The following is a 12,873-nucleotide window of genomic DNA, read 5'->3' as shown; positions in this document are numbered from 1 at the left end:
ATTTAGAAGTGCCTCTCTAAATGTAAGGTTTTGATATTTTTAAAATAAATGGTGTAGAAGTTCTTTTGAAAGCCGTTTTTCATTGTAATCAGCATGAAGGACTACAACGAAAATACTCTTAATACAATAGATAAAGTGTCGATGATGGGATTGCGTGTAAAATACAATTGCCTGTGAAATTTCGCAGTAAAAAATTTCACAGGCACTTTCATTCAGAGGAGGGTTTCTACCAGCATTTTTTTAGACTATTCTATGTAGTGGTTATTACTTTTGACATCACTCATCAATGTGTTTCTTAGATGAAAAACGCAAAATATAAAATAAATAGAATACAAAGTAAATACATCATTGGATGAACTTCTTTAAAACGTTTTTGAGCCATTAAACAAATGGGATAAAGGACAAACCCTAATCCAATACCAATAACTACGCTAGACGTAAGTGGCATCATAATTATTGTTAAAAACGATGGAATTACAATTTCTAACTTTGTCCAATTGATTTTACGGATTTCCATTGCCATTAAGGCACCGACAATAATTAATGCAGCGGATGTCACTTCCGCCGAAATCACACTGACAAGCGGTGAGAAAAACAACGCAACTAGGAAACACGCTGCAATGACGACAGATGTAAAGCCCGTTCTTCCTCCGACAGCAATACCAGCTGACGATTCAACACTTGTGGCAGGAGTTGAAGTTCCTAGAATAGCACCAAATACACCGGCAAGAGAATCAGCAAGCAATCCTTTACCTATATTCGGGATTTTACCATCTTTGACCATGCCAGCTTGGCTTGTTAATCCAATTAAAGCACCAGCCGTATCAAAAAAGGCAACAATTAAAAAGGTAAAGATGACTGTCAACATTTCAGGTGTAAATATTTCATCTAAGTGATTAAACACGACACCAAAAGTTGCTTCAATACTTGGGATACTCCCAATGAATGATGAAGGAACTTCAATTAAGCCGCACATCATACCTATAATGGTTGTTATACACATTCCATAGAATATGCCGCCATTGATTCCACGCACTAATAAAATAATTGTGATAGTAAGTCCAACTATTGCAAGCAGAGTCATCGGTGAAGTCAAATCTCCAATGGAAACAAATGTGTCTTCATTGCTTATAACAATACCACCATTTTTTAAACCGATAAACGTGATGAAGAACCCGATTCCGGAAGCGATGGCGTATTTTAAATCTGATGGAATAATCGTAATAATTTTTTCTCGAACTTTCATTAAACTTAATAACGTAAAAATAATGCCCGCAACAAAAACCCCAGTTAGTGTAATTTTCCAGTCAATCCCCATTCCAATACATACGGAAAAAGTAAAGAAAGAATTCAATCCCATACTGGGAGCTATGGCGATGGGAAAGTTAGCAAGCAGCCCAATAAGTAGTGTACCAATGATGGCAGTAAGAGCTGTTGCAGTGAATACTGCTCCTTGATCCATCCCAGATTGGCTCAAAATAAGCGGATTAACGATTAAAATATAGGCAAGGGATAAGAAAGTCGTAATCCCTGCTAATGTTTCTTGTTTATAGGATGTATTTCGTTCTGTAAATTTAAAAAAGTTTCTCATGATGTACTCTCCTAGTTTTATCAAAGAATATATGAAAGCAAGTTTACAGCTAATAGATTTCCCCAATAAAAAAACTTTGGCGACAATTAGGCCAAAGTTTCTCTACAAAATGGAATAAAAATATTATGTATAATAAGTTTTCATTCCTTGTAGACAAGCTATTTATGGTAGCTGGTAGAAACATTCAAGCCGTATTCTTGAATTTATACAAGGTTTTTATGTTATATTAAAAAGTTTAGAAAAATGATAACAGCTTTCATTTGAATCGTCAATATAAATTAGAATGATTTTTTATAAATAATTAATATAAAATATTTTAAAAAATGAAAAAAGTAAGAATAATAAAACGAAAAGTCATGGATAGGAATATGCATAAGGAGAACAAAGTTTGAGAGCAGTTAAAAAGATGAATTGAAAGTCATTTTAATAAAAGTGTAAACATAAAACAAAAAAAGTTCATAAAATACAATTATTATGTTTGAAGTATAAAAAGTATGGTATTATTTTTTTAAGAAAAAATTTGTCTAAATTGTGAACGGAAAATATACAAAAGGGTATTCACGATTGTTGACAGCAAGGGGGATAGGACCATGTTGAAATATTTTATGAATCTGTTTGCGTTGCTTTTTATTTTGGGTTTGATATTATTTGGAATTAGTTTTGTTTCCAATCTATCAATGTGGTACGGTATTAGTATCGTGAAAGGGAGTTTTTATTTATTACTCATTGGCCTATTTCTTCATTTAATCCAATTTGAATTTCAGTCAAATAATAAAAAAGAGCTTGGGACAAAACCCTAGCTAATAAAAAATCGTCACTTATGATTTTTCATGAAGTGACGATTTTTTATGGAAAACGTTGTTCTCCGTTCCGGCCGACGCTTTCCGCGGGCACGGCTCAAGCCTCCTCGGTACTCGTACCTCGCACCTGCGGGGTCTTGAGGCTCGTGCTGTTCCCGCAGGAGTCGCGGCCTCCACGTCGAACAACTTAACTTTCTTAAATTTATATAAACAAAAAAAGAGGCTCTTTTGATAAAATTAAGTCACCACAACAAAATCTTAGAAAGGAGCCTCTTTATGTTTAAATATTATAACATGAATCAATTAGTTTTACCTATAGATTTAGAAGTTATATTACAAGAAAATGATATTGCCTACCATATTCATCATTTAGTCGAAAGCATTCCAGACGAAGCTTTCGCTCCGTTTTATAAAGAAACTGGTTGTCCATCCTATCATCCCCGAATGATGTTAAAAATTATCTTGTGTGGTTATACGCAATCTGTCTTTTCAGGTCGTCGTATTGAAGATTTAACAAAAGATAGCATTCGGATGATGTGGCTAGCTCAAGGATATGAACCAAGCTATCGTACCATTAATCGTTTTCGTGTACATCCCCAAATGCAAGAATTAATCCGTCAATGTTTTGTACAATTCCGTTGTCAACTTATTGAAGAAAAATTAATAGATGAAAAAGCCGTTTTTATTGATGGTACTAAGATTGAAGCGAACGCAAATAAATTTACATTTGTATGGAAAAAGTCGATCGAAAAGCATCATGCCAATTTAATTAAAAAATCAAATGAAGTCTATGACCGTTTACTTGAAGAACAAGTCTTACCAGCAATTGAACGTGAAAATGAAGAAGAGCTTTCAGTAGAAGAACTAAAAGAAGTAGCATCATCTCTTGAAAAAGTAGTCGATGACTATTCTACAAAAATTGAAGCTTCTGAAGATCCGGTGGAACGAAAACGACTACGTAGTGAAAGGAAAACACCAAAACAGATATTAAAGCAAGTGAATGATTGGATTGCACGCAAAGAAAAGTATCAAAATGATTTGGAGATTCTACAAAACCGTAACAGCTATTCTAAAACGGATCACGATGCGACATTTATGCGAATGAAAGATGACTATATGAAAAATGGACAATTAAAAGCAGGCTACAATATCCAAATCGCAACAGAAAATCAATTTACACTTGCTTATGATGTATTTCCAAATCCAACAGATACGAAAACATTGACACCTTTCTTGGATACGATTGAAGAACGGTATTTTGATTTACCAGAATATATAGTTGCGGATGCTGGATATGGTAGTGAACCGAATTATGATGACATTATGATAAAACGAGAACGAACACCTTTGATTAAATATGGGATGTATGAAAAAGAGCAGAAGAAAAAATACAAGGATGACCCATTTAAACCAAGCAATTGGATATATGATGAAGTAAATGATACCTATATATGTCCGAATCAAAAAACTCTTTCATTTAAATTTGTTTCGACACGTAAGGATTCTTCTGGATTTGTTCGTCAATTTAAAGTGTACGAGTGTGAAGATTGTACAGGTTGTCCAATCCGTCATTTATGTACGAAAGCAAAAGAAAGTACGAATCGAAGATTGCGTATAAATTTGAAATGGGAACAACAAAAAGCATATGTACAACAAAAGCTTTCAGAGCCTGAAACTGCCGAAATCTATCATCAACGTAAAATTGATGTAGAACCAGTTTTTGGATTTCTGAAGGCTATTTTGGGATTCACACGATTTTCCGTTCGAGGAAAATTCAAAGTAAAAATTGAAATGGGAATTGCCCTAATGGCCACAAATTTAAGAAAATATGCACTACGAGGGGTGTAAAACCCTCATGAATTGGATGAAATTGTAAAAGGGTGAGCTGTTTCAAACAACTCACCCCTTATTTTTGAGGTTGAAAAATACTTATGTCCCAACCTCTTTTTCCATGTCCATTACATATCCCAAATTAAAATCAATAATGAACCAATTATTGTAACGACTGCGATAATAATTCCGTAAAGCACATTTGTATAAATCGCTTTACCGTCTTCCGTTTCACCTGCGTGCATAAATAGCACTAATTGCACTGTTGCTTGAACAAAAGCTGTGACAAGTAGGATTGACATTGCTATTGGGAAAGTAAAATCCAGAAAATATACAAGCAGAGCAATAATCGTTAACACTAATGAAAAGATATAGCCGCCGACTTGTTTTGCAGGGAATAATTCTTTCATATTACATCATTCCTTTCAAGTAGATGAAGCTGAAAATGAAAATCCAGACAACATCTAGGAAATGCCAGTAGAGAGAGAAGATAAAGGATTTATTGGCTGTTCGTGCATTTATGCCGTCTTTTGCCACCTGAATGATGATGCTGAGTCCCCAGAACAATCCGAGGGTAACGTGGGCACCATGGGTACCGAGCGTTGTCAAAAGTGCAGCTGTAAATCCGCTTGTTTGATAAGTTGCACCAACATGGTAGTAATGCATAAATTCAAAGATTTCTACTGAAAGGAACCCTAGACCAAGTAATAGGGTAATACCTAAAAATGCTAACATGGCCTTTTTACGTCCGATTCTCATTGCATGAACAGCAAGGCCAATGGTGAAACTACTTGTGAGCAATACAAACGTTTCAATAAGCACTGGTGAAATTTCGAAGATTTCCGGTCCAGTTGGTCCATTTCCTGTTCGATGTTCCATGATGAAGTAGGCTGTAAAAAGTGTTGCAAACAGCATGATTTCCGCACCAAGGAAAATCCAGAAACCTAAAATATTCAATTGGTTTTGGTGTGTACCATATTCAAGAGGCTGCGTGTGATCGATTTTCATGAATTAGCACCTCCATATGTGCTTTCCGTTGCTTTAATTTCTTCCACTGAAATATAGCGTCCATCATCTTTTTCAAAGGAACGAAGCACCATACATGCGAAAATACCGATTAGCGCGATGACTGCAGGAACCCACAATGCAAATACGAAGGAGAATCCAGCGATAAAGAAAATCACACCCATAATAAATGGGACACCACTATTATTTGGCATGTGGATTTTTTCAATGTCACCTTTAAATAATTCATGTCCATTTTTCTTCACATCCCATAATGCTTCACTCGATGCTACATGTGGAGTGCGTGCGAAGTTGTATTCTGGTACTGGGTTGTGCGTTGCCCACTCCAATGTACGAGCGTTCCATGGGTCATCCCCAACATTTCTTGGAGAATTTTTAATACTATATAAAATGTTATAGACGATAATGCAGAAGGCAATTGTCATTAAACCTGCACCGATGAATGCAACAAAGTTTAAAGGACCGAAACCTGTCGCTTCTGAATACGTATACATACGGCGTGCTTGTCCGTCTAAACCTGTAATGTACATTGGGAAGAAGGCAAGGACGAATCCGATTGATAAGAACCAGAAAGCCCATTTACCAATGCGTTCATTTAACATAAAGCCGAACATTTTTGGCCAGTAGTAATGTAAGCCAGCTAACATCGCAAATACGACACCAGGTATGATTGTATTATGGAAGTGAGCGACTAAGAACATTGTATTGTGATATTGATAGTCCGCTGCTGACATCGCAAGCATAACCCCAGTAACCCCACCGATTGTAAATAGTGGAATGAATCCTACTGAGTACAGCATTGGAACAGTAAAGCGAATTTTCCCTTTCCACATCGTAAGCAGCCAGTTAAAGATTTTCACTCCAGTAGGCACCGCAATGGCCATTGTTGAAATGGAGAAGATACTGTTTGTTAAAGCACCTTGACCCATCGTAAAGAAGTGGTGCGTCCAAACTAGGAATGAAAGCAGGGAGATAATCACCATTGATCCTACCATTGATTTATATCCGTAAAGGTTTCGTCCAGAAAAAGTAGAAATAATCTCACTGTAAAGACCAAAGGCTGGTAAGATTAAGATATATACTTCCGGGTGTCCCCAGACCCAGAAGAAGTTTGCCCAAAGCATGTCCATACCGCCATTTGTAGAAGTAAAGAAGTTTGTCGCAAATAAGCGGTCTGTTGTACCCATTAATAACGCAATTGTTAATACTGGGAACGCAAAGATGATAATGACACAAGCCATAAATGTAGCCCATGTAAACATTGGCATTTTCATCAGCGACATTCCTGGAGCACGCATTTTTAAGATCGTAGTAATCATGTTGATACCAGTCATTAAGGATCCAATACCCGAAATCTGAATAGCAATCATATAATAGTTCGTTCCGACAGATTCACTAAATTCCGTTCCAGCAAGCGGGAAGTAAGACGTCCATCCTGCATCTGGTGAACCACCGACAACGAACGAAATATTAAATAACATCGCGCCAAAGAAGAAAAGCCAAAAGCTGATAGCGTTAAGTCTTGGAAAGGCAACGTCACGAGCTCCAATTTGCAATGGAACGACGATGTTCATGAAGGCAAAGATAAAAGGCATTGCCATAAAGATGATCATGACTACACCGTGCGTTGTAAAAATTTCATTATAATGTTGCGCATCCAATAATTGATTTTCCGGCATGGAGAGCTGTGCACGCATCATAATCGCGTCAGCTCCACCACGGAACAACATCAAAATTGCGGAGATTAAATACATAATCCCGATTTTTTTATGGTCCACAGTCGTAAGCCATTCTCGCCACAGGTAACCCCATTTTTTAAAATATGTTAAACCAACGACAATGGCTAGGGAGACAACAACAATCGCTACCATAGATGCATAGATTGCTGGGCTTGGATGCGGCACAGCAAATCGTTCAAAAAATTCCATGGATTTTTCTCCTCTCAAAGTTTATTACGTAAATTACTAGATTTACGTTTATTCGTGTGAATGCTCAGCATGCATTTCGTACTCTGTATGTTCAAGCTCCGTTCCTTCATCTGCACCGTGGTCATGTTCTGGAGGTGGATTGAATCCAAGGTGTGTTCCGGTAAACGTCATTCTTCCAAGATGACCAGGTTCTAATAATTTATCGAAAGTTTCTTCAGTTAATGGTTCAGCATTGGCATGAACTTCTTCCACCCATTCGTCAAATTTTGCTTGATTCATGGCTGTTACAGTAAATGTATTTTCAGCAAAACCTTTACCACTGAAGTTAGCGTTACGTCCCATATATTCTCCTGGTGTATCCGCAGCTAAATGAAGTGTTGTCACCATGTCAGCCATCGCATATTTTTGACCACCTAATTGTGGAATCCAGAAACTTGTAATAGGTCCGTAAGAATAAAGTTTAAACTCAATTGGTCGATTCGTTGGTATATATAAGTAGTTCACCGTTTCAATATCTTGTTCAGGGTAACTAAAGTGCCATTTCCAGTTGGAAGATGAAGCGTAAATGATTAATGGTTCTTGATCTTCATAACCTTGTGGAGTTGCTTCTACAATGTAGTTACTTTTCACAGAAATAAACGAAAGAACGGCCACAATAATGATTGGAATACCAATAAAGAGTCCTTCAATCAAAGGACTACCCTCAATGTGAGGTGGTTCGTAATCTTCCGGTAGTTTCGAAGCTCTATATTTAACAAGCATGTAAACTAATAAAACCATGACAACGATTACAATAAACGCCATAATCCCGATGGAAATCATAATGTCACTTGCTTGACGTGCCGCTTGAGGTCCTTTTGGGTCTAACACTAATAAAGGTTCACAACCTGCGAGGAAGACAAGAAGCATTGAGAGAGATAACAGCAGAGTTCGTTTCATATGGATGTACTCCTTTCAACGTTCAAAAAGAAAATCGATTTTCGATTTCCTTTCAATCACTTTGAGTTAATTCTATATCAAAATAAGAAATTTAACATCGTTTACACTATGGGTATAGTGTAAAATTCACAAAACAGACATGAATTGTTTTAGATTTTGTCGATAATTATCCAAAGCTTAGCCAAATTTTACAATAAATCTGTATTCAGGCATTATAAGTATAATATTATTAAGGTAAAATTATTTTAGAAAAATAATTTTGAGAGCGAAGGTTAAATAAAAATAGAAGAAAATAAATCTTCCGGTGTGGAACATTTTGATAAGATACTGAAGAATGCAAGGAGATAAAAATTTCTATATAATAAATGATAGAATGAGTAGAAGTTTATATTGAAAGAGATGGAATACGATGAGTCATTTAATTGTTTCGAATTTAACAAAAACCGTTGGAGATAAAACACTATTTAAAAACGTTGAATTTACCATTTATGAAGGAGAGCGGGCAGGACTGATTGGGATTAATGGTACTGGGAAGTCAACTTTACTTTCCATTTTAGCTGGCGAACAAGAAGCCGATTCCATCGAAATGGATCATCCAAACAAATATCGAATTGCCTACTTGCCACAAAAACCTGTATTTGAAGAAGGACTTACCGTTCTGCAAGCTGTCTTTTCAGGAACTCTCCCATTTTGCAATTAAATAGAGAGTATGAAGAAGTCGTATCAAAACTCGCCATTCAGCCTGAATCAGAAGCGCTTCAAAACCAATTATTCCAACTGCAGCAGCGAATGGACGCTGAAAAAGCTTGGGATGTTAATGCTCTCGCAAAACAAGCTTTAACGAAACTGGGCATTAATTTGTTTGATGAGCATGTTTCGAATTTATCAGGTGGGCAGCAAAAGCGTGTGGCTTTAGCGAAGGTTTTAATTGAACCGGCGGATCTTTATTTATTGGATGAGCCGACGAACCATCTTGATGCAGAATCAACGGAATGGCTGCAAGAAATGATACTTCGCTTAAAAGGAGCCGTTATTTTTATCACCCATGATCGCTATTTTTTAGATGAAATTGCCACTCATATTTATGAACTCGCGGATCAAACCCTTTATCGCCATAACGGCAACTATGCGGATTTCTTAGAAGCGCGAGCAATTCGGGAAGAAAATAGACAGGCAACGCAAGAAAAATTACGCAATCGTTACCGCAATGAGTTGAAATGGATACGCCGCGGTGCGAAAGCAAGAACGACGAAACAAAAAGCAAGAATTCAGCGCTTTGAAGAATTAGACAAGCAAATTGAACGGCATAAAGAAGAAGCAAAACTTGAACTGTCGCTATCGACTACCCGATTAGGGAAAAAGGTTTTAGAAGGCGTCCATTTATCCAAATCGTTTGGGGAGCGAACGATATTAAAAGACTTTAATTTTCTGATTCAACAAGGGGATCGCATCGGCATTGTTGGTGCTAACGGATATGGAAAATCGACTTTATTAAAGATATTGGCAGGGGAAATTCAGCCAGATGCAGGAGAAGTCATTGTTGGACCTACCGTTAAGATAGCCCATTTTCATCAAATGCTTCCAAAAATGAATGAAAATCAGCGAATGATTGAATATATTCGCGAGGCTTCGAACGACATTACCGACTCGGAAGGGGTTCGTTATTCAGCTGCCCAAATGTTGGAAAGATTTTTATTCCCATTACATACACACGGTACACCGATTGGGAAGTTATCAGGCGGTGAGCGGAAACGACTGCATTTATTAAGATTATTGATGGAACAGCCAAATGTATTGTTATTGGACGAGCCGACAAATGATTTAGATATTGAAACACTTGGAGTATTGGAAGATTTTATTGAACATTTCCCAGGTGTTGTGATTACCATTTCCCACGACCGTTTCTTCTTAGATCGAATTGCGAAAAAATTATGGATTTTAGATGGTAAAGGGAATGTAGAGGAAAGCTTGGATTTATACACAGAATATTTAGCGAAGAAATCCGAAGCTGAAAAGCTGGAGATAAAAGCAGAAAAACAAGAAAAACCAAAGCAAGAGAAGCCAAAAAATGAAAAGAAAAAATTAACTTATAAAGAACAAAAAGAGTGGGAAACAATTGAAGAAACAATTGCACAAGTGGAAGAGGCAATAGCGGAAACGGAAGAACTAATGGCAGGCTGTGGTTCGGATTATGTGAAACTACAAGAATATACAGATAAATTAAACGAACTAAATGCTGAATATGAACGATTGATTGAAAGATGGACGTATTTAGATGGAATTGTGAACGGAAATTAAATGGAGGGAAGAATATTGAAAATAGTAACGATTGAGCCAACACCGAGTCCCAATACAATGAAAGTGGTAGTGGATGAGGAGTTGCCTTTTGGCAAAAGCTTTAATTATACGAAAGAAAATATAGAAGAAGCACCAAGTGAAATCCAAGAAATCTTGAAAATTGAAGGCGTTAAGGGTGTTTATCGCGTATTAGATTTTTTAGCGGTTGAGCGGAATGCAAAACATCAATGGGAAACGATTTTATCCCAAGTTCGCAATGCGCTTGGTGATCAAACAGAAGAGGTGGAACAAAAAGAACAAGTTGCGGATCATTATGGAGAAGTTTTTGTCCACGTTCAAATGTTTAGAGGATTGCCGCTTCAAATTAAAGTGTTTGATTCTTCCGTTGAACATCGGATTTCAACTGGTGAGCGGTTTGTGAATGCGTTTCATCAAATTAAAGTTGACAAGACAGACGAAAACTATATTTTCGAACGTAAGTGGGCAGATTTTGGCATTCGCTATGGAGATAAAGAAGAAATTGCGCAAAGCGTCTTAAAAGAAATTGAAGCAACATATCCAGATGAACGGATTGCCCGCATAGTGGAAGCAGCAAATGCAAAAAAACAAGAAACCGTAAAAAGAAAGAAAATTACGGTGGAAGAGTTTGAGGTGGAGGATTGGAAGGAACGTTTCCAAATGCTAGATCAAATTCCGGATCCGGATTTGGATGATCTTCCATTATTGGAAAAAGCTTTGGAAGATGAACAGATGTCCATTCGGAGACTCGCAACAGTGTATTTGGGCATGATTGAAGATAAGGCAGTTGTGCCGCTTCTTGTTCGTGCATTGAAAGATAAAAGCGCCGCGGTTCGCCGCACTGCAGGAGATTGCATGAGCGATCTTGGATTTGTAGAATTTGAACCGGCCATGATGGAAGCGTTAAAAGATAAAAATAAACTTGTCCGCTGGCGTGCAGCTATGTTTTTATATGAATCTGGAACGGAACGGAGTCTTCCTGCATTAAGGGATGCGGAAAATGATCCGGAATTTGAGGTGAAGCTCCAAGTAAAGATGGCTATTGCACGAATCGAGCAAGGCGAAGAAGCAAAAGGATCCGTCTGGAAGCAAATGATGGAGAGAAATAATAACTGAGTATAAAAGTGGGTAAGTTTTGTGCCCTTTGCAATGTAAAAATGGCTGCCTAACAAGTCGTTACTTTCCAGGCAGCCTTTTATTTATGTGTTTTGATATTTCCAAAATACTTTTCAAGTTAGTGAATTTAATATTCGATAAACAGGGAATGTTTCATATCATCAAAGCGAAACTTAATCGTCAATAAAAAGAAAGAAGAAATTTTTTATTACGCTAACTTCTCCTGTGTATATTTTCTGGGCTTTAATACCGTATATGAGATTCCGCCAAAAATAAACAAAATACCAAGAGTCTGCAAGAGGCTTGGTCTAAAATCAAGAATCACCATATCGAGTAAAATCGCTACAACTGGGTCAAGGAAAGTTAAAACAGAAACAATGATTGTCGGCAATTTACGAATACTGTCAAAGAATAAATAGTAAACAAATCCAGTATGAATAATACCTGTTCCCACTATAAACATTATGTTTGTGCTTGTTAAACCATGAAACACCGAAAAATCGCACATTGGCAACAAAATGAGTATGCCCAAAGCTGTTTGTACAAATGTCGTTGCATAAGGTGATAATCCTTTTAGCGTCTTACTTAAAAACATCGTCAACGCATAGCAAATGGCGGATAACATGGCCCATATAAATCCAGAATTCATAAAAGCTTCAATGGAATGTAAATGTTCCATTCCAACAATAAAAACAGAGCCAACAAAACAGATGATAATGGCAAGAATATTCCCAATCGTAATGTGTTCTTTCAATAATACCGCACCTAACATCACAACGAAAATGGGTGCTAAGTTATAAATAGAAATGGCTACGGAAATGGACATTTCTTCAAATGCCTTAAATAAAAACACCCAATTCAATACGAGGAATATTCCGCAAAATAGAGTTTGTAATACTTCTTTTCGATCCCAAACTTCTGTCTTATGTCCTCCGGTTATCAACCATAGTCCACCTAAAAATAAAGTTGCACAGATACAACGAACAAATACGAGTTCTACAGCAGGAATCCCTGTATTCACTGTAAATAAACCGATGGAACCAAAAATGGCCATACTAATTGACAGTTTAATCATAGCAGATACATTCATTTGACTTCCCTCAAAACTATATTAGTATCCTATAATTTTCTGAAAACTCTGAAATAAAGCAATATAGAATCTATTAAATAACATTTATGTGAATTTGGCAATACTATTACAAAATATTATTAGGAAACAGGGCTCTTTTTATATTTTTCTATGATAGAATAGTGTAGGATTTAATAAAGAAACTCTAATACAAGTTCGACAATGTAAACGTTTGCTTAGAGCTTCGATAGAAAGAAA

Annotated in this window: 8 protein-coding genes, 1 pseudogene and 1 riboswitch; of the genes and pseudogenes, 3 read left to right on the top strand and 6 right to left on the bottom strand. The window is 36.8% G+C overall.

Going from position 1 to position 12,873, the window contains the following annotated elements:
- Nucleotides 1–295: 295 nt before the first annotated feature.
- On the bottom strand, nucleotides 296–1,591 hold the full coding sequence (locus NST00_RS11760) for an NCS2 family permease (RefSeq protein WP_168412498.1): 1,296 nt from the start codon (nucleotides 1,589–1,591) through the stop codon (nucleotides 296–298).
- Between the two features lie 130 nt (nucleotides 1,592–1,721).
- A riboswitch (purine riboswitch) is annotated at nucleotides 1,722–1,822 on the bottom strand.
- An 845-nt stretch (nucleotides 1,823–2,667) separates the two neighbouring features.
- Between NST00_RS11760 and NST00_RS11755 the strand changes: the two genes are divergently transcribed.
- Nucleotides 2,668–4,239 (top strand): IS1182 family transposase, encoded by a 1,572-nt coding sequence (locus NST00_RS11755; RefSeq protein WP_016839668.1) that lies wholly within the window; start codon nucleotides 2,668–2,670, stop codon nucleotides 4,237–4,239.
- A 110-nt stretch (nucleotides 4,240–4,349) separates the two neighbouring features.
- On the opposite strand, the gene qoxD is transcribed toward NST00_RS11755, so the two are convergent.
- From qoxD to qoxA, 4 genes are read right to left on the bottom strand one after another with little or no spacing between them, the layout of a single operon-like run.
- The gene (gene qoxD, locus NST00_RS11750) at nucleotides 4,350–4,631 is read right to left on the bottom strand and encodes a cytochrome aa3 quinol oxidase subunit IV (RefSeq protein ID WP_016839144.1); all 282 of its coding nucleotides are present in this window, start codon (nucleotides 4,629–4,631) and stop codon (nucleotides 4,350–4,352) included.
- 1 nt (nucleotide 4,632) lies between these two features.
- Complete coding sequence (gene qoxC, locus NST00_RS11745) at nucleotides 4,633–5,229, bottom strand: cytochrome aa3 quinol oxidase subunit III (RefSeq protein ID WP_096550877.1); 597 nt, start codon at nucleotides 5,227–5,229, stop codon at nucleotides 4,633–4,635.
- Nucleotides 5,226–7,175 carry a cytochrome aa3 quinol oxidase subunit I gene (gene qoxB / locus NST00_RS11740; RefSeq protein ID WP_096550878.1) on the bottom strand — a complete coding sequence of 650 codons (1,950 nt, stop codon included), beginning with the start codon at nucleotides 7,173–7,175 and terminating at the stop codon, nucleotides 5,226–5,228. Before qoxB ends, qoxC begins: the two co-directional genes overlap by 4 nt.
- A 48-nt stretch (nucleotides 7,176–7,223) precedes the next feature.
- Nucleotides 7,224–8,114: a cytochrome aa3 quinol oxidase subunit II gene (qoxA, locus tag NST00_RS11735; RefSeq protein WP_168412497.1), complete on the bottom strand. Its 891-nt coding sequence runs from the start codon at nucleotides 8,112–8,114 to the stop codon at nucleotides 7,224–7,226.
- Nucleotides 8,115–8,523: 409 nt separating this feature from the next.
- On the opposite strand from qoxA, the pseudogene NST00_RS11730 reads away from it, so the two are divergent.
- Nucleotides 8,524–10,412: pseudogene (locus NST00_RS11730) on the top strand (ABC-F family ATP-binding cassette domain-containing protein).
- A 15-nt stretch (nucleotides 10,413–10,427) separates the two neighbouring features.
- Nucleotides 10,428–11,546, top strand: a complete 1,119-nt coding sequence (locus NST00_RS11725; RefSeq protein ID WP_340710004.1) for a conserved virulence factor C family protein — start codon at nucleotides 10,428–10,430, stop codon at nucleotides 11,544–11,546.
- A 208-nt stretch (nucleotides 11,547–11,754) separates the two neighbouring features.
- On the opposite strand, the gene NST00_RS11720 is transcribed toward NST00_RS11725, so the two are convergent.
- Nucleotides 11,755–12,636 carry a DMT family transporter gene (locus tag NST00_RS11720; RefSeq protein ID WP_340710003.1) on the bottom strand — a complete coding sequence of 294 codons (882 nt, stop codon included), beginning with the start codon at nucleotides 12,634–12,636 and terminating at the stop codon, nucleotides 11,755–11,757.
- Nucleotides 12,637–12,873: the final 237 nt, after the last annotated feature.

The organism is Ureibacillus sp. FSL K6-0165, assembly GCF_038004285.1.
GTDB lineage: Bacteria > Bacillota > Bacilli > Bacillales_A > Planococcaceae > Ureibacillus > Ureibacillus thermosphaericus.
This window is presented reverse-complemented; position numbering and strand designations above follow the sequence as displayed.